At 66.7% G+C, this 21,305-nt stretch carries 20 protein-coding genes; 10 read left to right on the top strand and 10 right to left on the bottom strand.

Annotated elements, in window-relative coordinates:
- Window positions 1-6: 6 nt before the first annotated feature.
- The 3 genes from EPN51_RS22020 to EPN51_RS22030 are packed head-to-tail and all read right to left on the bottom strand — an operon-like array spanning window position 7 to window position 3,287.
- On the bottom strand, window positions 7-1,206 hold the full coding sequence (locus EPN51_RS22020; RefSeq protein WP_293046922.1) for a thiolase domain-containing protein: 1,200 nt from the start codon (window positions 1,204-1,206) through the stop codon (window positions 7-9).
- The gene (locus EPN51_RS22025; RefSeq protein WP_293046924.1) at window positions 1,206-2,270 is read right to left on the bottom strand and encodes a thiolase domain-containing protein; all 1,065 of its coding nucleotides are present in this window, start codon (window positions 2,268-2,270) and stop codon (window positions 1,206-1,208) included. Before EPN51_RS22025 ends, EPN51_RS22020 begins: the two co-directional genes overlap by 1 nt.
- Window positions 2,271-2,285: 15 nt before the next feature.
- Window positions 2,286-3,287, bottom strand: coding sequence for an OB-fold nucleic acid binding domain-containing protein (locus tag EPN51_RS22030; protein ID WP_293046925.1), 1,002 nt, complete (start codon window positions 3,285-3,287; stop codon window positions 2,286-2,288).
- 63 nt (window positions 3,288-3,350) lie between these two features.
- Between EPN51_RS22030 and EPN51_RS22035 the strand changes: the two genes are divergently transcribed.
- Complete coding sequence (locus EPN51_RS22035) at window positions 3,351-4,382, top strand: LLM class F420-dependent oxidoreductase (protein WP_293046927.1); 1,032 nt, start codon at window positions 3,351-3,353, stop codon at window positions 4,380-4,382.
- A gap of 140 nt (window positions 4,383-4,522) precedes the next feature.
- On the opposite strand, the gene EPN51_RS22040 is transcribed toward EPN51_RS22035, so the two are convergent.
- Window positions 4,523-5,245: an acetoacetate decarboxylase family protein gene (locus EPN51_RS22040; RefSeq protein WP_293046928.1), complete on the bottom strand. Its 723-nt coding sequence runs from the start codon at window positions 5,243-5,245 to the stop codon at window positions 4,523-4,525.
- Between the two features lie 54 nt (window positions 5,246-5,299).
- Between EPN51_RS22040 and EPN51_RS22045 the strand changes: the two genes are divergently transcribed.
- Complete coding sequence (locus tag EPN51_RS22045; protein ID WP_293046999.1) at window positions 5,300-6,508, top strand: cytochrome P450; 1,209 nt, start codon at window positions 5,300-5,302, stop codon at window positions 6,506-6,508.
- Between the two features lie 66 nt (window positions 6,509-6,574).
- Here EPN51_RS22045 and EPN51_RS22050 read toward each other — a convergent pair whose 3' ends face one another.
- Entirely contained in the window at window positions 6,575-7,417 is an 843-nt protein-coding gene (locus EPN51_RS22050; RefSeq protein WP_293046930.1) for a hypothetical protein, read from the bottom strand.
- Window positions 7,418-7,561: 144 nt separating this feature from the next.
- Complete coding sequence (locus EPN51_RS22055; protein ID WP_293047000.1) at window positions 7,562-8,389, bottom strand: crotonase/enoyl-CoA hydratase family protein; 828 nt, start codon at window positions 8,387-8,389, stop codon at window positions 7,562-7,564.
- Window positions 8,390-8,459: 70 nt separating this feature from the next.
- Here EPN51_RS22055 and EPN51_RS22060 point away from each other — a divergent pair, with 70 nt between their 5' ends.
- The 4 genes from EPN51_RS22060 to EPN51_RS22075 all read left to right on the top strand — a co-directional run bounded on the left by EPN51_RS22060 (window position 8,460) and on the right by EPN51_RS22075 (window position 13,366).
- Window positions 8,460-10,124 carry an acyl-CoA synthetase gene (locus tag EPN51_RS22060; protein ID WP_293046931.1) on the top strand — a complete coding sequence of 555 codons (1,665 nt, stop codon included), beginning with the start codon at window positions 8,460-8,462 and terminating at the stop codon, window positions 10,122-10,124.
- A 19-nt stretch (window positions 10,125-10,143) separates the two neighbouring features.
- Complete coding sequence (locus EPN51_RS22065) at window positions 10,144-10,914, top strand: fructosamine kinase family protein (RefSeq protein ID WP_293046933.1); 771 nt, start codon at window positions 10,144-10,146, stop codon at window positions 10,912-10,914.
- Between the two features lie 80 nt (window positions 10,915-10,994).
- Window positions 10,995-11,819 carry an amidohydrolase family protein gene (locus EPN51_RS22070; protein ID WP_293046934.1) on the top strand — a complete coding sequence of 275 codons (825 nt, stop codon included), beginning with the start codon at window positions 10,995-10,997 and terminating at the stop codon, window positions 11,817-11,819.
- A complete protein-coding gene (locus EPN51_RS22075; protein WP_293046935.1) occupies window positions 11,816-13,366 on the top strand; it encodes an acetolactate synthase large subunit in 1,551 nt (516 codons plus the stop codon). The genes EPN51_RS22070 and EPN51_RS22075 overlap by 4 nt, the downstream gene beginning before the upstream one ends.
- On the opposite strand, the gene EPN51_RS22080 is transcribed toward EPN51_RS22075, so the two are convergent.
- The 4 genes from EPN51_RS22080 to EPN51_RS22095 all read right to left on the bottom strand — a co-directional run bounded on the left by EPN51_RS22080 (window position 13,352) and on the right by EPN51_RS22095 (window position 18,073).
- On the bottom strand, window positions 13,352-14,065 hold the full coding sequence (locus EPN51_RS22080) for a hypothetical protein (protein ID WP_293046937.1): 714 nt from the start codon (window positions 14,063-14,065) through the stop codon (window positions 13,352-13,354). The two genes, EPN51_RS22075 and EPN51_RS22080, sit on opposite strands and share 15 nt — an antisense overlap.
- A gap of 185 nt (window positions 14,066-14,250) precedes the next feature.
- Window positions 14,251-15,762 carry a long-chain-fatty-acid--CoA ligase FadD17 gene (gene fadD17, locus EPN51_RS22085; RefSeq protein ID WP_293046938.1) on the bottom strand — a complete coding sequence of 504 codons (1,512 nt, stop codon included), beginning with the start codon at window positions 15,760-15,762 and terminating at the stop codon, window positions 14,251-14,253.
- A gap of 5 nt (window positions 15,763-15,767) precedes the next feature.
- Window positions 15,768-16,865, bottom strand: coding sequence for an acyl-CoA dehydrogenase family protein (locus EPN51_RS22090; protein ID WP_293046940.1), 1,098 nt, complete (start codon window positions 16,863-16,865; stop codon window positions 15,768-15,770).
- A 29-nt stretch (window positions 16,866-16,894) separates the two neighbouring features.
- Window positions 16,895-18,073 (bottom strand): acyl-CoA dehydrogenase, encoded by a 1,179-nt coding sequence (locus EPN51_RS22095; protein WP_293046941.1) that lies wholly within the window; start codon window positions 18,071-18,073, stop codon window positions 16,895-16,897.
- Between the two features lie 214 nt (window positions 18,074-18,287).
- On the opposite strand from EPN51_RS22095, the gene EPN51_RS22100 reads away from it, so the two are divergent.
- From EPN51_RS22100 to EPN51_RS22115, 4 genes are all read left to right on the top strand, one after another.
- The gene (locus EPN51_RS22100) at window positions 18,288-18,479 is read left to right on the top strand and encodes a ferredoxin (protein WP_293046942.1); all 192 of its coding nucleotides are present in this window, start codon (window positions 18,288-18,290) and stop codon (window positions 18,477-18,479) included.
- 44 nt (window positions 18,480-18,523) lie between these two features.
- Window positions 18,524-19,438 carry a 3-oxoacyl-ACP reductase gene (locus EPN51_RS22105; protein ID WP_293046944.1) on the top strand — a complete coding sequence of 305 codons (915 nt, stop codon included), beginning with the start codon at window positions 18,524-18,526 and terminating at the stop codon, window positions 19,436-19,438.
- A 238-nt stretch (window positions 19,439-19,676) separates the two neighbouring features.
- Window positions 19,677-20,441, top strand: a complete 765-nt coding sequence (locus EPN51_RS22110) for an ABC transporter permease (protein ID WP_293046945.1) — start codon at window positions 19,677-19,679, stop codon at window positions 20,439-20,441.
- Between the two features lie 19 nt (window positions 20,442-20,460).
- Complete coding sequence (locus EPN51_RS22115; RefSeq protein ID WP_293046947.1) at window positions 20,461-21,303, top strand: ABC transporter permease; 843 nt, start codon at window positions 20,461-20,463, stop codon at window positions 21,301-21,303.
- The last annotated feature ends 2 nt before the right edge of the window (window positions 21,304-21,305 follow it).

Genomic DNA, 21,305 nt, shown 5'->3' on the forward strand with positions numbered 1-21,305 from the left:
GCGCGCTCACGCGTCGAGCTTTTGGGCCGCGGGCTTGTCGGCGCCGACCACCCACATGGAGTAATACTGCGAACCGCCACCGTAGGCGTGTCCCAATGCCTTTCGCGCCCCCGGCACCTGGTGGTCGCCGCCCTTGCCCATCACCTGGATCGCCGCTTCGGCGAAGCGAATCAGGCCCGAGGCGCCGATCGGGTTCGACGACAGCACACCGCCCGACGCATTCACCGGCAGCCGGCCGCCGATCCGGGTTTCGCCCGCTTCGGTGAGTTTCCAGCCTTCGCCCTCGGGCGCAAACCCGAGGTTTTCCAACCACATCGGCTCGAACCAGGAGAACGGCACGTAGATCTCCGCGGCGTCGATCTCGTCGATGGGGCTGGTGATGCCGGCGGCCTTCCACAGCGCGGCGGCCGCGTCACGGCCGGCCTGCGGGCTGACCTGGTCGCGCCCGGAGAACTGCAGCGGTTCGGTGCGCAGCGCCGTGGCATGGATCCATGCCACCGGATTGCCTTGCGCCAAGCGGGCTTCGGCGGCCTCCTCGTTGCCGATCACGACGGCGGCGGCGCCGTCCGACGAGGGGCATGTCTCGTCGTAGCGGATCGGGTCCCACAGCATGGGCGACGCCATCACCTTCTCCAGGGTGATGTCGGGCTGGTGCAGATGCGCCAGCGGATTCTTGCTGCCGTTGAGCCGGTCCTTGACCGCGACGATGGCACCGATGTTCGTCGGCGCGCCGGATCGACGGATGTATGAGCGCACGTGCGGGGCGAAGTAGCCACCCGCGCCAGCACCCACCGGCTTGATGAAGGGGATCGGAATTGACAACGCCCACATCGCGTTTGATTCCGACTGTTTCTCCCAGGCCATCGCCAGCACGCGCCGGTACTTGCCGGACTGCACCAGGCTGGCGGCCACCACGCCGGTGGAGCCGCCGACCGATCCCGCGGTGTGCACCCGGATCAGCGGCTTGCCGGTGGCGCCCATGGCGTCGGCCATGAACAGCTCGGGCATCATCACGCCCTCGAAGAAGTCCGGTGCCTTGCCGACCACGATGGCGTCGATGTCGTCGAAGGTGGAACCGGAGTCGGCCAGCGCGCGATCGATCGCCTCGCGCACCAGGCCGTTCATCGAAACATCCTGGCGCTTGGCGACATACTTCGTCTGTCCGGTACCTAGTACCGCAGCAATGTTCGGCCCTGCACCGGCCATCAGTTCTTCCCTTCCATGACCGCGACCAGGTTCTGTTGTAGCGCGGGCCCGCTGGTGGCGTGCGCCAGCACCCGCTCGGCGGAACCGTTCCAGATATGTTGTGCTGCAAAGCCGATGCGCTCTAGGCCGGCGACGAACATGGGGTTGGCCGCCAGCGCGCCGCCGGACGGATTGACCTTCGTCGGTCCCGGTACCCGGATGGCTTCGGCGATGATCAGGTGCTGGTGGGTGAAGGGCGCGCAGATCTCGGCCACGTCCAGGTTGTCGGTCCTGCCGCCGGTGGCGATGCGGGCCGCGGCCTTGGTCGACGTGGACTCGGTGAGATCGCGCGCGCCCAGCGACGGGGTTTCGATGCGGTGCTCGATCCCGGTGATCCAGGCGGGGTTCTTGCGCAGCTCGCGCGCCCGGTCCCCGGCCGCGAGCACTATCGCCGCGGCGCCGTCGGTGATCGGTGCGATGTCGTGCCTCCGCAGCGGATCGGCGAAGTACGGCCGGTCGAGCAACTCGGCCACGCTGATTCCCGGTTCCAGCCTGTCCACCCGGCGGGCGTTCGCCCAGGAGTCGAACGCCACGCGCGCCATCTGCTCCTCGGTCCACTTACCGGTGTCGAGCCCGACGCGGGCCTGCAGCCCCGCCATCGAGATCGAATCGGGCCACAACGGCGCCACGGTGTACGGGTCGGTCTGCCGCGACAGGATTTGGCGCAGGTTTCCGGCTGAAGACTTCCCGAAGCCGTACACCAGCGCGGTGTCGACCTCACCGGTCAGGATTTTGATGTAGGCCTCGTAGAGGGCCCACGCCGCGTCCATCTCGACGTGCGATTCGTTGATCGGCGGAACGGCGCCAATGGAGTCGATCGCTGAGATGAACGAAAAGGCCCGCCCGGCAAGGTAATCGGACGATCCCGAACACCAGAAGCCGATGTCGGTCCTTTCGATGCCCAGCTCCTCGTACAGCTCGGCGAAGCACGGTATCAACATCTCGACGCCGTTGGTGGTGCCGTCGGTGCGGCGGACGTGTGGTGCGTGGGCAAAGCCCACCACCGCAACGTTGCGAGCGCTCATGTGTTCCTAAGCCCTTTACAGGTGGTGCTTATAGGTGTCGTAGTCGGCGTCGGGTTCCCCGGTCGGCCGGAAGTACTCGATGTTGTCGATGCCAAAACCCCACTCCTCGCGGGGTTTCCACACCGCTTCCACCCGCATGCCCATCCGTACCTCGTGGGCGTCGATGTCGGCGACCAGATGCAGGAACGGGATGTCGGATCCGTCGAGCAGCACATAGGCGGCCACGTACGGCGGCTTGATGCGCTGGCCCTGGAACGGGATGTTGATGATCGCGAACGTCGTCACGGTGCCCTTGTCCGGCAGCTCGACGAACTCGGTCGTCGGCTGGCCGGTGGCCGGGTCCGCGCCGTGCGGCGGGAAATAGACCTTCCCGTTCTCGCCGGTGCGCGCGCCCAGCAGCTTGCCCTGCGCGATGGCGCGCAGGTAGGCGCTCTCCTCGTGCGAGGCGGTGTGCTGAATGGTCAGCGAGATCGGCGTGACGATCATGGTCACCGGGTCTTTTTCACCGTCAGACTGTTCCGCGACGGCTTCGGCCTCATCGCCCAGCTCGAAGTACGCGATGTCGGTGATGGCGCCCACCGGCTCGTCGGCCCAGTGCACATGCACCCGGGTGCCGGTCTTGATCGCGGAAGGATCCGCAGCTCCGACATCGATGGCATGGATCAACGGGGTGTCCGCGCCGTCGAGCTTGATCAGCGCCCAGGCGAACGGCCGGTCCAGTGGCTGACCCTCCATCGGTTCGGGCTGCCACGTCCAGGAGACGACGGTGCCCACACTGGACACCGGTACCATCTCGCCCAGCGGCTCATAGGTGACCGGGTCATATTCCGCCGGTGGCACATGCACCCGGCCATCCGATCCGCGCACCCCCAGGACCTGGCGATCACGCAGTGCGGTGAAGAACTTGCTCAGCGTGGGGCCGACCGAACGGGTGTAGTCGAAGGACAACGTCAATGGCGCGGAGAGCGGTGGCTCAGGGTGATCCATCAGGGGCGGGCTACTCGAGCTGGCTGTCACGCCATCGAGTAGAACAGGTTCTAAGAACGGATTCAACATCGGGTCTGCGGAAGGGTTAAGACGATGAAGCTGGGACTGCAGCTGGGATATTGGGGCGCTCAGCCGCCGGAGAACCACGGCGAGCTCGTCGCCGCGGCCGAGGAGGCCGGATACGACGCCGTCTTCACCGCCGAAGCGTGGGGATCCGACGCCTACACACCGCTGGCCTGGTGGGGCTCGTCGACGTCCCGGGTGCGGCTGGGCACCTCGGTGGTCCAGCTGTCCGCCCGCACCCCGACGGCCTGCGCCATGGCCGCTTTGACGCTCGATCACCTGTCCGGCGGCCGACACGTCCTCGGCCTCGGCGTCTCCGGCCCGCAGGTGGTCGAGGGCTGGTATGGCCAGTCGTTTCCCAAGCCACTGGCCCGCACCCGTGAATACATCGACATCATCCGGCAGGTGTGGGCGCGGGAGGCGCCGGTGACCAGCGACGGGCCGCACTACCCGCTGCCGCTGACCGGCGCGCGGGCGACAGGTCTGGGCAAGCCGCTCAAGTCCATCACCCATCCGCTGCGGGCCGACATCCCGATCATGCTGGGCGCCGAGGGTCCGAAGAACGTCGCGCTGGCCGCCGAAATCTGCGACGGCTGGCTGCCGATCTTCTACACGCCGCGCATGGCCGACACCTACAACGAATGGCTGGACGAGGGGTTCGCCCGCCCGGGCGCACGCCGCGGCCGCGAGGACTTCGAGATCTGCGCGACGGCCAACATCGTCATCACCGAGGACCGCAGCGCCGCGTTCGCGGCCATGAAGCCCTACATCGCGCTCTACATGGGCGGGATGGGCGCCGAGGACACCAACTTCCACGCCGACGTCTACCGCCGGATGGGCTACTCCGAGGTGGTCGACGACGTGACGAAGCTGTTCCGCGGCAACCAGAAGGACAAGGCCGCGGAAATCATCCCCGACGAGGTGATCGACGACGCCGCGATCGTCGGCGACGTCGACTACGTGCGTAAGCAGATCAAGGCCTGGGAGGCCGCCGGCGTCACCATGATGGTGGTGTCTGGCCGCAGTACGGAGCAGGTCCGCGAGCTGGCGAGCCTGATCTGACAGTCGCGCACGGAAAACTGGAACACGTTCTAGCTTTCTTGCCAGTGGCTTAGAACGCGTTCTAGATTGTCGGGATGGCCCGCCCGGCGACGATGCAGCGCGATGAGGTGGACGCGGGCAATCGACACCGGTCCGGCCGGTCAGCCGAGCGGGTGGGCGTCGCCGAATGTCATCTCGACGTGGCCGACAGATCCAGAGACCATCGCCCGCTTCGGCAGGCCCAGCGATGCCAGCTCTTTGGCGTAGGCGTGATCGCCAAGTCGCAACGTCGCGCCGCCGACCCGACCGCGCAGCCCGCGCACCCGCATCTCCCAGGGCACTTCGCGGGTGGTGCCGTCGGCGAAGGTGTACGTCTTGAGCACCTGCGGCCGCGACGTGAACAGGGACGGCACCGGCAACCCCCGGGCGAAGTCGATGCCGGCGATGTGCGCGCCGTCGGCGCTGACGTCGAATCCGAACCGGCCGTGCTCGCGAACGGTGAAGTCGGCCATGATCTTCGGGAATCCCCAGATGGAGCGCCCGGCTTCCAGGGTGAAGCTCTGGTCGACCGGCAGATGGTGGATCAACGCGGCCGCGTCGCCCAGCGCCCGCCAGCCGCGCGCCGTCGAACCGGGCGGGTTGACCATCACACAGGTGCCGAATTCGTGGTACTGCCCCAGGTCGCCGTCGATATAGCGGGCCAGCATCAGGTTGACCACCGCCCGGCCGGGCCGGTGCTGGCAGACCTGCAGGCCGCTGTAGTCGATAAGGCGTTGCGCCGCTTGCGCATCCACCGAAAACATCGCGGTGTGCACGTCCGCTTTTCGTATCCGCACCGGCATGGTGAGGACTGTCCCCGCAACGATGTGTTGTGACTCAGCCATGCCGGTTACTGTAATCCGTTCGTCAACATTTGGAGGCTGTAGATGACTTCGACCATCCCGGAAGCAATTTCGAACATCGACCTGACCGACGGCAATTTCTACGCCGACCGTCGCGCCTCACGCGAGGCCTATCGCTGGATGCGCGCCAACCAGCCGGTATTTCGCGACCGCAATGGCCTGGCCGGTGCCACCACCTATCAAGCCATCCTCGACGCCGAGCGCAATCCGGAGTTGTTCTCCAGCACCGGCGGGATCCGCCCCGAGCAGCCGGGTATGCCCTACATGATCGACATGGACGATCCCGCACATCTGTTGCGGCGCAAGCTGGTCAACGCCGGCTTCACCCGCAAGCGGGTGAAGGAGAAGGAGCCGTCCATCGCGAAGCTGTGCGACACCCTGATCGACGCGGTGTGTGAGCGCGGCGAGTGCGACTTCGTCCGCGATATCGCCGCCCCGCTGCCGATGGCGGTGATCGGCGACATGCTGGGCGTGCTGCCCTCCGAACGCGGCATGCTGTTGAAATGGTCCGATGACCTGGTCTGCGGGCTGAGTTCGCACATCGACCCCGCGTCGGACGAAGCCCAGGCGGTGATGGCCGCATTCGCCGCGTACACCGAATTCACCATGGACATCATCACCAAGCGGCGAGCCGAGCCCACCGATGACCTGTTCTCCATCCTGGTGAACGCCGAGGTGGAAGGGCAGCGCCTCCGTGACGACGAGATCGTCATGGAGACGCTACTCATCCTCATCGGCGGCGACGAGACCACGAGGCACACCTTGAGCGGCGGCACCGAACAGCTGGTCCGCCACCGCGACCAGTGGGATGCGTTGGTGCGCGACCCCTCGTTGCTTCCCGGCGCCATCGAGGAGATGCTGCGCTGGACGTCGCCGGTCAAGAACATGTGCAGAACCTTGACTGCTGATACGGACTTTCACGGCACCTCACTGCATGAGGGCGAGAAGATCATGCTGCTGTTCGAATCGGGCAACTTCGACGAGTCGGTGTTCGAAGATCCGGACAGCTTCGACATCCGGCGAAACCCGAACAGCCACGTGTCTTTCGGCTTCGGCACGCACTTCTGTCTGGGGAATCAGCTGGCCCGGCTGGAGCTGTCGATGATGACCGAGCGGGTGCTCAAGCGGCTGCCGGATCTGAGACTGGCCGACGACTCGGCTTTGCCGCTGCGGCGAGCGAACTTCGTCAGCGGCCTGGAAGCCATGCCGGTGGTGTTCACCCCGAGCGCCCCGCTGTTGGGCTGATGCGTTTGGGCCCCCGCGCCGAGCGTGTTCTCACGGCGAGATTTCGGTTGATTTCTCGCCCTGAGATCACGTTCGGCGCGCCCACGCCGCCGCCACCCGCCGGAGAATCCCGCCGGGAACGTCCACCGTGGTCACCCGGACGACGATCCACCCCAGTTCCATCGTCAGCGCCTCAATACGGGCGATGTCCCTGTTGAACTGCCTCGTATCGCTACGGTGGTGATCTCCGTCGTACTCGACTGCGACTTTGATGTCTTCCCAACCCATATCGAGTACGGCGACAAGCTCGCCGTACTCGCCGTAGACGGGAATCTGCGTCTTCGGGCGCGGATAACCGCCGTCAATGAGCAGCAGTCGCAACCACGTCTCGCGTGGTGACTCCGCCCCCGCGTCGACCATTGTCAGCGCGCGCCGCGCCCGGCGGACATTCCGATGGCCCTTGTAGCGCTGGGTGAGCGACTCGACTTCGGCGACGTCGAGTCTCGTTGCCCGGGCAAGCGCGTCGAGAGCCGCGACCGCCTTGCCGATGGGGTTGCGGCAAGCGATATCGAAGGCCGTACGAGCCGCGGAGGTCGCGGGTATGTCGCCGATCAACCGGATTTCGTTGTGTGCCAGTGAATCCGACCAAGTGTTAATACCGACCGGCGGGCGGCGGTGCTGGTAGACCAATTGCGCCGGCGCCCGGTGGTCGACCCATTTGGCCCCGTGCAGTGCCGAGGCGGAGCGCCCCGCGACGATGCCCCGTCGTCGCGACCACAGCCACGCGGCGCATGCGCGTGTTGTGGCGGTCAGTTCCGTGCCGGGGTCCACGTAGACGTCGGGGTGCAGCGACACGAACCGGCTCCGCAGCCGATACCGCGTCAGGGTGCCGGCCGCGAGCGCCTCGCTGCCGATGAAGGGTTCGCGCACGCAAGCAGTGTGGGGTCAAGCACTGACAGCGACGCCGAGTGTGACGTCAGGGCGAAAAATGAGCCAAAAAGCCGCCGTGACGTCACGCTCGGCGCAAAGGGGGCGGCCAAAGGGGGCGGCCAACGGGCCGGCGAAAGAGACCGTCTAGCGGTTTTGGAAGTTGGGCTTGCGCTTCTCGGCGAACGCCCGCGGGCCTTCCTTGGAGTCCTCGGAGAGGAACACCGGTATCCCGTTGGCGGTATCGGGCTTGAAGGCCTCTTCCTCGTGCATTCCCTCGGTCTCGCGGATCGTCTTGAGAATCGCCTGCACGGCCAAAGGTCCGTTGTTCTCGATCACTTCCGCGATCTCGAGCGCCTTGGTCAGCGCCTGCCCGTCGGGAACGACGTGGCCGATCAGGCCCATCTCCTTGGCCTCGGCGGCGGTGATGTGCCGTCCGGTCAGCAGCAGGTCGCACGCCACCGTGTAGGGGATCTGGCGCACCAGCCGCACTGCCGACCCGCCCATCGGGTACAGGCTCCACTTGGCCTCGGATATGCCGAATTTGGCGCTCTCACCGGCGACCCGGATGTCGGTGCCCTGCAGGATCTCGGTGCCGCCGGCGATGGCCGGCCCTTCGACGGCCGCGATGAGCGGCTTGGTCAGCCGCCGGCCCTTCAACAACGCGTCGATTCGCGACGGGTCGTAGCTGCCGTCCTTGAATGAGTCACCCGGCGGCTTTTGGGTCGCGGCCTTGAGGTCCATGCCCGCGCAGAAGTAGCCACCGGCCCCGGTCAGGATGCAGCAGCGAATATCGGGATCGTTGTCGACGCGATCCCAGGCCTGGACCATGATTTCCATCATTTCGGTGCTCAAAGCGTTGCGGCGGTGCGGCCGGTTCATGGTCACGATGAGGGTGTGACCACGCTGTTCCACCAGCGCGTCAGGTCCGGTTTCGCCGTTTTCTGTGTTTGCTGGGGCTCCGGCATTCTCCACGGCCACGGCAACCGCCTTTCCCTCGACAGTGGTCACGAGCTTGCCACGAAATGTAACACGTTCTAATTTGGTGGCCGTGGCCTTGAATATTGCCGATCTCGCAGAGCACGCCATCGACGCTGTGCCCGACCGTGTCGCCCTGATCTGCGGCGACGAGAAGTTGACCTACGCCCAGCTGGAGGAGAAGGCCAACCGCCTTGCCCACTACCTGATCGATCAGGGGGTGAAAAAGGACGACAAGGTCGGCCTCTACTGCCGAAACCGCATCGAGATCGTCATCGCGATGCTCGGCATCGTCAAGGCGGGCGCCATCCTGGTGAACGTCAACTACCGCTACGTCGAGGGCGAGCTTCGCTACCTGTTCGACAACTCCGACATGGTCGCGCTGGTCCACGAGCGGCAGTACTCCGACCGGGTGGCCAACGTGCTGCCCGAGACCGCGGGCGTCAAGACGATCCTGGTGGTGGAGGACGGCAGCGACAACGACTACCAGCGTTACGGCGGCGTCGAGTTCTACTCGGCGATCGCGCAGGGTTCGCCCGAGCGCGACTTCGCCGAGCTGCTGGGCGAGCGCAGCGCCGACGATATTTATATCCTGTACACCGGCGGCACCACCGGCTTCCCGAAGGGCGTGATGTGGCGCCACGAGGACATCTACCGGGTCCTGTTCGGTGGAACCGACTTCGCCACAGGCGAATTCGTCAAGGACGAGTACGACCTGGCCAAAGCCGCCGCGGCCAATCCGCCGATGGTCCGCCACCCGATTCCGCCGATGATCCACGGCGCCACCCAGTCGGCCACCTGGATGTCGATCTTCTCGGGCCAAACCACCGTTCTCGCACCGGAATTCAATGCCGACGAGGTCTGGCGCACCATCCACGACCACAAGGTGAACCTGCTGTTCTTCACCGGCGACGCGATGGCCCGGCCATTGCTGGACGCGCTGCTGGCGCAGCAGGACAAGGGGAACGGGTACGACTTGTCGTCGCTGTTCCTGCTGGCCTCCACCGCGGCCCTGTTCTCGCCGAGCCTCAAGGAGAAGTTCCTCGAGCTGCTGCCCAACCGGGTGATCACCGACTCGATCGGCTCGTCGGAAACCGGGTTCGGTGGCACCAGCATCGTCGCCAAGGACGCACCGCACAGTGGCGGCCCACGCGTGACGATCGACCACCGCACCGTCGTCCTCGACGAGGACGGTAACGAGGTCAAGCCCGGCTCCGGGGTGCGCGGCTTCATCGCGAAGAAGGGCAACATCCCGGTCGGCTACTACAAGGACGAGAAGAAGACCGCCGAGACGTTCAAGACCATCAACGGCGTCCGCTATGCCATCCCCGGCGACTTCGCGACGGTCGAGGAGGACGGCACCGTCACGATGCTGGGCCGTGGCTCGGTGTCGATCAACAGCGGCGGCGAGAAGATCTACCCCGAGGAGGTCGAGGCCGCGCTCAAGGGGCACCCCGACGTCTTCGACGCATTGGTGGTCGGCGTGCCCGATCCGCGTTACGGCCAGCATGTCGCCGCGGTCGTCCAGCCACGGCCGGGCACCCGCCCCGCGCTGTCGGAGCTGGACAGTTTCGTGCGCTCCGAGATCGCGGGATACAAGGTGCCGCGCAGCCTGTGGCTGGTCGACGAGGTCAAGCGTTCGCCCGCCGGCAAACCCGACTACCGCTGGGCCAAGGAGCAGACCGAGGCGCGACCGGCCGACGACGTGCATGCCGCTCACGTAACTGCGTGACGCGCTGGGCCCGCGCCGTGTGACCGACTTCGTCAAGCACAATCCGGACGCGCCCGCCGGTTTCTTCGCGGCGGAAGCCGCGGGGTTGCAGTGGCTTTCCGGCGTCGACGGCGGCGTGCCCTGCGCGCAGGTCGTTTCCGTCACCGCGACGAGCCTGACGCTGCGGCGGCTCGATTCGGTGAGCCCGATCCCCGAGGCGGCGCGCGCGTTCGGCGGCCGGCTCGCCGTCACGCACGACGCCGGCGCTGCGGCCTTCGGCGCGGGCCCCGACGGGTGGGACGGGCCCGGCTTCTTCGGGCCGCTCTCGCAGCCCCTGCCGATGTCGCTGCGGCCCCACCGACGCTGGGGCGAGTTCTACGCGCAGGAGCGGCTGTCCCCGATGGCCGAACTCGCGGCGGCGCGGCTCGACGCCGCGACCCGCGAGGCCGTCGACGCCGTCGCGGCGCGCTGCCGGGCGGGCGACTTCGACGACGACGACGACCGGCCGGCCCGGCTGCACGGTGATCTGTGGAGCGGCAACGTGATGTGGACGCCCGGCGGGGTGGTGCTGATCGACCCCGCCGCGCACGGCGGTCACCGCGAGACCGACCTGGCGATGCTCGCGCTGTTCGGCTGCCCGCATTACGACGCCGTCCTCGACGGGTATCAGCGGGTGCAGCCGCTGAAACCCGGCTGGCGCGACCGCATGGGGCTGCACCAGCTCTTCGGGCTGCTGGCGCACGTCGTGCTGTTCGGCGGCGGGTACACGCGACAGACCGCCGCCGCCGCCCGCGCCGCGCTGGCAGCCTGAGCGGCGGCTACGGTCGGATCGCCCGCCTTGTCTCCCGCCGCTACGCGGCGCGCATCGTCGCCGGGCTACTGTCGATCCCGATGACGATCGACGTCTGGATGCAACACCCGACGCTGCGGTTCCTGCGCAGCGACATGCTGGCGTCCCTGCGGCGCTGGACGGGCGGGTCGATCCCCGACACCGAAATCCCGATCGAGGCCACGCTGGCGTCGATGGACGCCGCCGACGTGCAACTGGGCATACTCAGCGCCTGGCGCGGCCCGAATGGCCAGGACCTCGTCTCCAACGACGAGGTGGCGCAATGGATTGCCGCGCACCCGAACCGGTTCGCCGGGCTTGCCGCCATCGATCTCGACCGCCCGATGGAGGCGGTCCGCGAGCTGAGACGGCGAGTCGCAGAAGGATTCGTCGGCCTGCGGGTGGTGCCGTGGTTGTGGAACGCCCCGCCCACCGATCGCCGCTACTATCCGTTGTTTGCCCAGTGCGTGGAGTCCGGGGTGCCGTTCTGCACCCAGGTCGGTCACACCGGCCCGCTGCGCCCGTCGGAAACCGGCCGGCCGATTCCCTACATCGACGAGGTGGCCCTCGATTTTCCCGAACTGGTGATCGTCTGCGGCCACGTCGGTTACCCGTGGACGGAAGAAATGGTCGCGGTGGCCCGTAAGCACGAAAACGTCTACATCGACACGTCGGCGTACACGATCAGGCGGTTGCCGGAAGAACTCATCAGATTCATGAAAACTCGTACCGGGCAACGGAAAGTGTTGTTCGGCACCAATTACCCGATGATCATCCACGAGCACGCGTTGGCGGGGCTGGACGAACTCGGGCTCTCCGAAGAGGCTCGCCGAGACTTCTTGCGCGGCAATGCCGAACGAGTGTTCCGACTGGAGGCAATCAGGTGAACGGCGCCCAGGCCCTGATCAACACCCTGGTCGACGGCGGTGTCGACGTGTGTTTCGCGAACCCGGGCACGTCGGAGATGCACTTCGTCGCGGCACTGGACAGCGTTCCGCGGATGCGTGGCGTGCTGGCCTTGTTCGAGGGGGTCGCCACCGGGGCGGCCGACGGTTATGCCCGCATCGCCGATCGCCCGGCGGCGGTGCTGCTGCATCTGGGCCCCGGATTGGGCAACGGCCTGGCCAATTTGCACAACGCGCGGCGCGCCCGGGTGCCGATGGTGGTGGTCGTCGGTGACCACGCCACATATCACAAAAAATACGATGCCCCACTGGAATCCGACATCGACGCCCTCGCCGGCACCGTTTCGGGATGGGTGCGCCGAACGGGTGACGCCTCCCACGTTTCGGCCGACGCCGTCGAGGGCATCGCGGCGAGCCGATGGAGGTCGGAGATCTCGACGCTGATCCTGCCCGCCGACGTGTCCTGGTCCGACGGCGCCCAGCTGATGTCGACGCTGGAGGCGGAGCCGGCGGGTGCCGACCCGCTGCTGGCGCCGGAGGTGGCCGAGGTGCTGGGCTCCGGGGAGCCGACGGTGATCATGGTGGGCGGCGACGCCACCCGCCACGCCGGCCTGGCCGCGGCCACCCGGATCGCCGCGGCGACGGGCGCGCGCGTGCTGTGCGAGACCTTTCCCACCCGGCTGGAGCGCGGCGCCGGTATCCCCGCCGTCGACCGGCTCGCTTATTTCGCCGAGGCCGCCACGGCCCAGCTGGACGGCGCCAAGCATCTGGTGCTGGCCGGCGCCAAGTCGCCGGTGTCGTTCTTTGCTTACCCGGGCATGCCCAGCGACCTGGTGCCGGCCGGGTGCGAGGTGCACGTGCTGGCCGAACACAGCGGCGCGGCGGATGCGTTGATCGCCCTGGCGGATCAGGTGGCGCCGGGGACCGTGGCACCGGTGGCGGCCGCGTCGCGTCCGAAGCTGCCGACGGGCGCGCTGACGTCCGCGTCGGCGGCCGACGTGATCGGGGCGGTGATGCCGGAACGGGCGATCGTGGTCGACGAGTCGAACACGTCGGGACTGCTGCTCGCCCAGGCCACCGCCGGGGCGCCGGCGCACGACTGGCTGACGCTGACCGGCGGGGCGATCGGCTACGGCATTCCGGCGGCGATCGGTGCCGCGATCGCCGCCCCGGATCGTCCGGTGCTGTGCCTGGAATCCGACGGCTCGGCCATGTACACCATTTCCGGATTGTGGACCCAGGCGCGGGAGAACCTCAACGTCACCACCGTGCTGTACAACAACAGCGCCTACGACATCCTGCGAATCGAGCTGCAACGGGTCGGTGCCGGATCAGCCCCCGGGCCCGAGGCGCTCTCCCTGCTCGATTTATCTGACCCCACAATGGATTTCGTGAAGCTCAGCGAGGGCATGGGAGTGCCCGCCCGTCGGGTCACCACCACCGGGGAGCTCGCCGATGCGCTGCGCGCCGCGTTCTCGCAACCCGGACCGCATCTGATCGACGCCGTCGTGCCGTCAATAACGGGCTAGGCTCGGCACCCGGCTCAGCAGCCAGTCGGTCAGCGTATTGACCACGTCGACTCCCGTGTCGAACGCGCCGTCGTGCGCGTCCGCCGCCAGCGCCACGCCCCACTGCCCGGATTGGGTTCCGACGATCCCGAATTGCCGGACCAGGTACCCACCGTGCACCCCTGGCCCCCAACCCCCCTTCGCGGCAATCCCTTTGGCGGCCAACCCCCACTGGTCACCGGTGGTGAGCTGTTGCATCAGGTCGATCACCTCGGCGGCGTCGGGGATGGTCGGCAGCTCTGCGGCGAATCGCGCCTGGCGCTGCAGATTCCACTGGGTTTGGCCGAAAGCGGTGAAACCACGGCGGAGTCGGCGTGACTCGACCACCGTCGCGGTGTCACCGCCTTCGGCCACCACGACCTGAACCTGCCGTGCCGCATCACCCGGCCCGCCCAATTGCGACCACAACTGCTCGGACGCGCGATTGTCGGATTCGGTGATGGCCTTCACCGCGAAATCGCGGGCACCCAGCCAGTCGTTGCGCAGCGCCGCTATTGCCAGGGGCACTTTGATCGTCGACCATGCCACGCCGGACCACCAGCTCCCCAGCGAAAACGTTCTGTCCGGCCGGGCGATGGCGACGCCGACGCTCGCCGGTAGCGCAGCGGAAAGCTGTTCAAAGCTCGCCTCGAGCGCGAGCTCGAGAGGGCGTGCAGTCATGCGCCGGTTTCGGTATCGGCGTGCGTGACCATGGTGCCGAGGCGGGGATCCGGCGCATCAACCATCGCATCTCCTTTTGTTAGCGGCATGTTCATGCAGTGTCGCACAACGCGCGCGGGCCACGATCGATATGCATCGCGACGCCCGCCGGGCAGGTTGTTAAAACGCGCGTCCGCCTCGGTTCCTTAGCGGTGGATCTTCCACACGGGGTCGGCGCAGTCGACACCCTGGGCGGCCAATTGTCGCTTCAGCACTTTGAAGGTCACCGTCCGCGGGAGCTCGGCGCTGACCCGCACGTACGACGGCCACTGCTTGGGTCCCAAGTCCGGCTGCTCGGCCAGGAAGACACGGAACTTCTCGTCATCGAACTCGGTGCCCGGCGCCATCACCACCGCGGCCATGACTTGGTCTCCGACTATCGCGTCGGGCACCGGGTAGACCGCCACCTCGGTGAGGTCGGGGTGGCGCAGCAACACCCGCTCGATCGGCGCCGCACCGAGGTTTTCACCGTCGACCCGCATCCAATCACCCAGCCGCCCAGCGAAATACGCGTAGCCGGCGTCATCGCGGTAGGCGAGATCGCCACTGTGGTACACCCCACCGGCCATCCGCTCGGCCTCGGCCGCCTCGTCGTTGTAGTAACCCTCGAAACGCCCGGACCCGGCGGTGTTCACCAGCTCGCCGACCACGCCCGACGGGCACGGCACGCCGGTTTCGGGATCGACGATGTCGATTCCCTCCGGAAGGGGGCCCAAGGAACCCGGCGGTGTGTCGGGCGTGCGTGCGATGGCCACGCCCCCTTCGGTGGAACCGAACCCGTCCTGGACGACGCAGCCGAACCTGCGGCCGAAGAGCTCGATGTCACCGGGCACGCCCTCGTTGCCGTACACCGCGCGCAGCGGGTTGTCGGCGTCGTCGGGCCGCTCGGGTGTGGCCAGCACGTACGACAACGGCTTGCCCACGTAGTTCGCGTACGTGGCGCCGTAACGGCGCACATCGACGATGAAGTTCGACGCGGAAAACTTGCGTCGCAAGACCATTGATCCCTCGCACGCCGCGGCCACTGCCCAACCGACCAGGACGGCATTGGAATGGAACAAGGGCATCGACACGTAGCAGACGTCGTCGCGGCCGAGCCCGAAGCGCTGCGACATCGTCACGCCCGCGATCGCGACCTTGCCGTGGCTGCACTTGACCGCCTTCGGCTCGCCGCTGGTACCCGACGTGAAGATCAACATGAACAGGTCGGCCGGCGAGGCGGATTGAAAGGAGATCCGGGCGTCGCGGTGCGCGGCGAGGGTGTCGGCCCACTCGGAGGAGTCGGCGTTCAGGTGCTCGATACCGGCCAGCGTCTCAGACGATTTCGAGTCGGCGAGCACCAATTGGCAGTCGGCTCGGTCGATGTCGCGCTGCAGTGCCTCGCCGCGGCGCACCGGGTTGAGCCCCACCGGCACGATCCCCGACATTCCCGCCGCCACCAGCATCGCCGAGAAGAAGGGCGTGTTCTCCAGCAGCACGCCGACGTGCGGCGGCCGGGTGGGGTCGAGGCGCTCACGCAGCGCCGCGGCGATCGCGGAACCGTGCCGCAGGTGATCGCGCCAGCTGATGAACGAGTCCTCGAAGTAGATACCCCGGTCGTCGATCTCGGTCAGCGGCGCCAGCAGCTTGGTGACCGTCAGGTCGTCGGTGAGTTCCATTTCGCCTAAGCGGGCGTCTCCGCCAGCTCACGGCCGATGCGGCGCAGTTGCCCGGTGGCGCCGCCCAAGGCGAACTCGGTCTCCTTGGCGGCCAGGAAGTAGCGGTGCGCCGGATGGTCGGTGTCGACACCGACGCCGCCGTGCACGTGCACGATGGTGTGCGCCACCCGGTGACCGGCGTCGGCGGCCCAGAACGCCGCGCTGGCGACGTCGATCTCGGCCGGGACGTCTTCCGAGACTCGCCAGGCCGCCTGGGTGAGCGTGAGCCGCAACCCCTTGACGTCGATATAGCCGTCGGCCAGTCGCTGCGACACCGCCTGGAAGCTGCCGATCGGGCGGTCGAACTGCTCACGCTCGCGCGCATATTCGGCGGTCATCTGCAGGCCACGCTCGAGCACCCCGAGCTGGAAAGCGCTGCGGCCCAAGGCGCCGAGAGTGCCGAGCCACGTCACGACCTCGGCGCCGCCGACCCTGCGGCTTTCGTCCACCTCGGTTCCCTCCAGCGCGAGGTGCCCGACGCTGCCCAGGCCGGTGGTTTCCAGCGTGGTCACGGTGACGCCTGGGTCACCGGCGGCAACCAGGAAAACCACAGTGCCGGAGTCTGTTTCGGCGGGAACCAGGAAAGCGTCGGCGACCGGGCCGAATCCGACCTGGGTGCGCGTTCCGGTCAGGCGGTAGCCGGCGCCGGCGCTGACCGCTTGCACCGGGCCCTCGCCCATCTCGCCGTCGAGGGCGACGCTGAGCGTCTTCTCGCCGTTGACCGCCGGCACGCCCCAGCTTTGTTGCAGCTCTTCGGAGCCGAATCGGGCCAGCGCTCCGGCGCCCAGCACCACCGACTCCAGGTAGGGCACCGCGGCCAGCCGGTGTCCCAGCGCGACCAGGATCGCGATTTGCTCGAGCGCACCGAAGCCGTCGCCGCCCAGCGACGATGCCGACGCGCTGGACAGGATGCCGGCGTCGATCAGCTTTTGCCACAGGTCGCGATCGAACCGCTGATCGAGCCCGTCGAGCTCACGTTGGTGTTCGGGTGTGCACACCGAGTCCACGATGGTGTCGACCAGGTTGCCGAGGTCGTCCGCCGCTTCGGTTGTGGTGAAATCCATGAACGTCCGTCCTTCTGTTAGGTAGCGGCTCAGCGGTTTCGGGGCAGGCCGAGGGCAACCATGCCGATGATGTCGCGCTGCACTTCGTTGGTGCCGCCGCCGAAGGTCAGGATCAAACACGCCCGATGCATCCGCTCGACCCGGCCGGCCAGCTTCGAGCCCGGCGAATTCTGGCGCACCGTCGCCGCGGTACCCAGCACCTCCATCAGCAGCCGATAGGCCTCGGTGGCCAGCTCGGTGCCATACACCTTGGCCGCCGACGCATCGGCGGGCGAGAGGGCTTCGCTCGCTGCGGATGCCAGTTCCCAGTTGATCAGCTTGAGGACCTCGACCTTGGCGTGCACCCGGGCCAGGTTGAGCTGCACCCACTCCGAGTCGATGAGCCGCGCACCGCCGGCGTCCTTGGTGTTCTGTGCCCATTCGCGAACCTCGCGCAGGGCCAGGAAGATCGGTTGCGCAGAGACGAGGGCGACCCGCTCGTGGTTGAGCTGGTTGGTCACCAGCTTCCAGCCGCCGTTCTCCTCGCCGATCAGGTTGGTCGCCGGGACGCGCACGTCGGAGTAATAGGTGGCGCTGGTGTCCACGCCGGCCATGGTGTGCACCGGCGTCCAGGAGAAGCCTTCGGCGGTCGTCGGCACCGCGATCATCGAAATGCCGCGGTGTTTCTTGGCCTCGGGGTTGGTGCGCACCGCCAGCCATACCCAGTCGGCGTAGGCGATCAGGCTGGTCCACATCTTCTGGCCGTTGATCACATAGTCGTCGCCATCGCGCACCGCGGTGGTGCGCAGGTTGGCCAGGTCGGTGCCGGCGCCCGGCTCGGAGTAGCCGATCGAGAAGTGCAGCTCGCCCGCGGCGATCTTCGGTAGGAAGAATTTCTTCTGCTCGTCGGTGCCGAACGCCATGATCGTCGGCGCCACGCTGTTGATGGTCAGAAACGGCACCGGCACGCCGGCGATGGCGGCCTCGTCGGTGAAGATCAGCGAGTCCATCGGGGAGCGGTCCTGGCCGCCGTACTCCTTGGGCCAGTTCAGGGTGAGCCACCCGTCCTTGCCCATCTGCGCGACGGTGTCACGGTAGGCGGTGCCGGTCCCGACCTCGCCCTGTGTCGAGGTCAGCGCCTCGCGACGCTCCGGGGTCATCAGCCTGGTGAAGTACGACCGCAGCTCGCGACGCAGCTCCTCCTGTTCCGGGGTATAACTGATACGCATTTCAGCCGTCCTTCACGTTAGCGACGTTCGGAGTGACAAGCCTCGTCACAGCCTGCAGCTCGACCAACGGCTACCCGTTCGTCTTCCCGGTTGTAACACGTTCTAGTCTGGGAATCCAGCGACCGTTTCGCCAGAGGTGTCGGGGCCCTATGGTGGACCCACATACTGATGAGGCGAGTCCTGCGGTGAAGGCCACGTTCAAGGAGGTTGTGCTGTGCGGGTGATCGTGGACCATGACCGGTGCGAAGGTAACGCAGTGTGCTTGGGAATTGCCCCCGATATCTTCGACCTGGACGACGAGGACTACGCCGTGGTGAAACTCGACCCCATTCCCGCCGAGCAGGAGCAGTTGGTCGAGCAAGCGATCGCCGAATGCCCGCGCGCCGCGCTTTCCCGCGGCGACTGATCCGAGCCTAGAGCGCGCAACCCGAAACTAGAGGTATTCATAAATTGACTAGCAGCACGAACGCGACCGATCTCTCCGGCAAGGTCGCGGTGGTGACCGGTGCGGCCGCGGGCCTGGGACGGGCCGAGGCGCTGGGCCTGGCACGCCTGGGAGCGACCGTCGTCGTCAACGACATCGCCGCCGCGTTGGATGCCTCCGACGTCATCGACGAAATCAACTCCGCGGGCTCGAAGGCCGTTGCCGTGGCCGGCGACATCAGCGAACGCGCCACCGCCGACGAGCTGGTTGCACAGGCCGACGGGCTGGGTGGGCTCGACATCGTGGTCAACAATGCCGGGATTACCCGGGACCGGATGCTGTTCAACATGTCCGACGAGGAGTGGGACCTGGTCATCGCCGTGCACCTGCGCGGTCATTTCCTGCTGACCCGCAACGCCGCCACCTACTGGCGCTCCAAGGCCAAGGACGCGGGCGGCCGGATCTTCGGCCGGATCGTCAACACAGCGTCGGAGGCCGGCCTGGTCGGCCCGGTCGGGCAGGCCAATTACGGCGCCGCCAAGGCCGGCATCATTTCCCTCACGCTGACGGCTGCGCGGGCGCTGGGCCGCTACGGCGTGTGCGCCAACGCCATCTGCCCCCGCGCGCGCACCGCGATGACGGCTGACGTCTTCGGTGACGCACCGGATGTGGAAGCGGGCGGTATCGACCCGCTGTCGCCGGAGCACGTCGTCAATCTGGTCACGTTCCTGTCGTCTCCGGCGGCAGCGGAAGTCAACGGCCAGGTGTTCATCGTCTACGGTCCACAGGTGACATTGGTCGCTGCACCGGCCGTGGAGCGCAAATTCAGCGCCAACGGTGCCGCTTGGGAGCCTGCACAACTGAGCGCGACACTGCAGGATTACTTTGCTGGCCGTGATCCTGAGCACAATTTTTCGGCGAGCGGACTGATGGAACAATAACCATTTCCGGCCAGTCGATTTGGGGGAATCGGCAGGTAGAACGTGTATCAGTTTGACACGTGACAAGTGCGTCTGACCTGGCGAATTAACGGTTGGGATAAGAGATGCTGTTCATTGACATGGCGAACTTGTTCTGAGTTAATATGATCCGGCTCACACCGAGCCCCGTTCGACCGTAGACAACGCAAAGGCCAGCCATAGACTTCGCCGAGACCAGCCGAGGGGGGAGGGAACTGAGTTGATTGAGCAACTTGCGGTCCCCGCCCGCGCCATCGGCGGATTCTTCGAAATGATGATGGACACCGGCCGGGCAGCTTTTCGCCGGCCGTTCCAATTCGGTGAGTTTCTCGATCAGACGTGGATGATCGCTCGCGTGTCGCTGGTTCCGACGCTGCTGGTGTCCATCCCGTTCACGGTGTTGGTGGCCTTCACCCTCAACATCCTGCTGCGCGAGATCGGCGCCGCCGACTTGTCCGGCGCCGGGACGGCATTCGGCACCATCACTCAGCTGGGTCCGGTGGTGACCGTGCTCGTCGTGGCCGGCGCCGGTGCCACCGCGATCTGTGCCGACCTCGGCGCCCGCACCATCCGCGAAGAGATCGACGCGATGCGGGTCCTGGGCATCGACCCGATCCACCGGCTCGTCGTACCCCGTGTGTTGGCGTCGACGGTGGTGGCGCTGCTGCTCAACGGCTTGGTATGCGCCATCGGTCTTTCCGGTGGTTACGTATTCTCCGTCTTCCTGCAGGGCGTCAACCCGGGCGCGTTCATCAACGGCTTGACCGTGCTGACCGGTCTGCGCGAGCTGGTTCTCGCCGAAGTCAAAGCGCTGCTGTTCGGTGTGATGGCCGGGATGGTGGGTTGTTACCGCGGCCTGACCGTCAAGGGTGGGCCCAAAGGCGTCGGTAACGCGGTCAACGAAACCGTGGTGTACGCCTTCATCTGTCTGTTCGTGATCAATGTGGTGATGACCGCCGTCGGCGTGCGAATTTCGGCGAAGTGATGAGACGGGTGCCCACGCAATGAGTTACGACGCCACACTGCGATTTCGTCGCATCTTTTCGCGGCTGCAAGAGCCGGTTGACGACTTCGGCGAGCAGGCGTTGTTCTACGGGCAGACCATCCGCTATGTCCCCAACGCGCTCACCCGGTACCGCAAGGAGACGATCCGGCTGATCGCCGAGATGACCATGGGCGCGGGAGCTCTCGTCATGATCGGCGGCACGGTCGGTGTTGCGGCCTTCCTGACCCTGGCCTCCGGCGGTGTCATTGCCGTGCAGGGGTATTCGTCGCTGGGCAACATCGGCATCGAGGCACTGACGGGGTTCCTGTCCGCCTTCCTGAACGTCCGCGTGGTCGCGCCGGTGATCGCGGGTATCGCGCTGGCGGCCACCATCGGCGCCGGCGCCACCGCCCAATTGGGTGCCATGCGGGTGTCGGAGGAGATCGACGCCGTCGAGTGCATGGCGGTGCACTCGGTGTCCTACCTGGTATCGACCCGCCTGATCGCCGGCCTGATCGCGATCATTCCGCTCTACTCGCTGTCGGTGCTGGCCGCCTTCTTCGCCGCCCGCTTCACCACGGTGTACATCAATGGGCAGTCAAAAGGCCTCTACGACCACTACTTCAATACGTTCCTGATCCCGTCGGACCTCCTGTGGTCGTTCCTGCAGGCCATCGTGATGTCCATCGCGGTCATGCTCGTGCATACCTATTACGGCTACAACGCCAGCGGCGGTCCGGTCGGCGTCGGGATCGCGGTCGGCCAGGCCGTGCGGACGTCGTTGATCGTCGTGGTCGTCATCACTTTGTTCATCTCGCTCGCTGTGTATGGGGCGTCCGGTAACTTCAACCTCTCCGGATAAGA

Source organism: Mycobacterium sp., assembly GCF_004298145.1.
Taxonomy (GTDB): domain Bacteria; phylum Actinomycetota; class Actinomycetes; order Mycobacteriales; family Mycobacteriaceae; genus Mycobacterium.

Excerpts from the sequence above, each read along its gene's own strand:
- EPN51_RS22080 (WP_293046937.1), bottom strand. The coding sequence starts at position 14,065 with ATGACTGCACGCCCTCTCGAGCTCGCGCTCGAGGCGAGCTTTGAACAG.
- EPN51_RS22070 (WP_293046934.1), top strand. The coding sequence starts at position 10,995 with ATGACGATCGACGTCTGGATGCAACACCCGACGCTGCGGTTCCTGCGC.
- EPN51_RS22115 (WP_293046947.1), top strand. The coding sequence starts at position 20,461 with ATGAGTTACGACGCCACACTGCGATTTCGTCGCATCTTTTCGCGGCTG.
- EPN51_RS22020 (WP_293046922.1), bottom strand. The coding sequence starts at position 1,206 with ATGGCCGGTGCAGGGCCGAACATTGCTGCGGTACTAGGTACCGGACAG.
- fadD17 (WP_293046938.1), bottom strand. The coding sequence starts at position 15,762 with ATGGAACTCACCGACGACCTGACGGTCACCAAGCTGCTGGCGCCGCTG.
- EPN51_RS22040 (WP_293046928.1), bottom strand. The coding sequence starts at position 5,245 with ATGGCTGAGTCACAACACATCGTTGCGGGGACAGTCCTCACCATGCCG.
- EPN51_RS22025 (WP_293046924.1), bottom strand. The coding sequence starts at position 2,270 with ATGAGCGCTCGCAACGTTGCGGTGGTGGGCTTTGCCCACGCACCACAC.
- EPN51_RS22095 (WP_293046941.1), bottom strand. The coding sequence starts at position 18,073 with ATGCGTATCAGTTATACCCCGGAACAGGAGGAGCTGCGTCGCGAGCTG.
- EPN51_RS22090 (WP_293046940.1), bottom strand. The coding sequence starts at position 16,865 with ATGGATTTCACCACAACCGAAGCGGCGGACGACCTCGGCAACCTGGTC.
- EPN51_RS22035 (WP_293046927.1), top strand. The coding sequence starts at position 3,351 with ATGAAGCTGGGACTGCAGCTGGGATATTGGGGCGCTCAGCCGCCGGAG.